This window comes from Brevibacterium sp. 91QC2O2 (genome assembly GCF_024580695.1).
Classification (GTDB): domain Bacteria; phylum Actinomycetota; class Actinomycetes; order Actinomycetales; family Brevibacteriaceae; genus Brevibacterium; species Brevibacterium moorei.
In genome coordinates, this window is record NZ_JANIJY010000060.1 from 1 (window position 1) to 942 (window position 942).

The window sequence follows — 942 nt, forward strand, 5'->3', positions numbered from 1 at the left end:
GGGACCCGACGATGAACCGCAGGCCCGCATCGTCGAGGTCCCTCAGGTTCTTGGATGAGAGCATGCCGGCGTCGGCGGCGATGACCATGTCGGCGATGCCGTGGCGGTCTTGGAACTGCTTGACGATCGGGATGATCGTGTGCGTTTCGGCTTTATTGCCTTCGTAGCAGCCGATCTCGAGTGGGAAGCCGGTCCGGTCGACGAGCAGGCCCACGACGATCTGCGGATCGACGCGGCGCTCTTTGGAGTAGCCGACCTTGCGCAGGTCGTCTTCCTTCTCCGCCTCGAAGTACAGGGTCGTGACGTCGTAGAGGCACAGCGTGACACCGCCCGTGGATTCCGCGTACGCGTAGCATTTCTCGGCGATCCGGTCCCGGTACTTCCGGTCGTGTGCCCGGGCAACAGAGTTGAGCAGCGTGTTGTAGTGCGGAGGGTTCGCGCCGATCTCGTTCAGGACGCGGATGCTGTCGCGCTTCGACGTCGGCTCGACCAGCCGCGCCAACACAAGCTGGAAGAACACATTGTCATCGACCACATTGAAGCCGAGCCGGTCGTACACGGTGCGGATGACGTCGATGAGAAGGCCCGAGCGCTTCGGGCCCAGCACCGCAGCCTGCCCTACCGACGCGGAGTCCACGGCGTCGAAATCGAGGACTCCCTGCTCAGGATGGAGGAATTCGCGGGCCTCGGCCATCTTCGCGGCCAGTTCGGCATCGGTATGAGCCGATCCGATGTGCTTGACGATCCGGTACTTCCCACCAGTCTTGTCCACGACCTGCACAACAGTGGCTCCGGATTTTGAAGGCACGCGGCGGACGAACGGGCTCATACCGGCCATTTTAGGCGACCCGTTAGTTACCCACGCCCCCCAAGCGTAGGCCTCTCACCAGCACAAACAATCTCGAAATCCCAGAAATCGCCCAACATTGTGGAAGTCAGGTC

At 62.1% G+C, this 942-nt stretch carries 1 protein-coding gene; it reads right to left on the minus strand.

The window, feature by feature from the left end:
• Positions 1–829, minus strand: an 829-nt coding sequence (locus tag NQ036_RS15410; protein ID WP_257060008.1) for an IS1634 family transposase, incomplete at its 3' end; no start/stop codon positions are given.
• Positions 830–942: the final 113 nt, after the last annotated feature.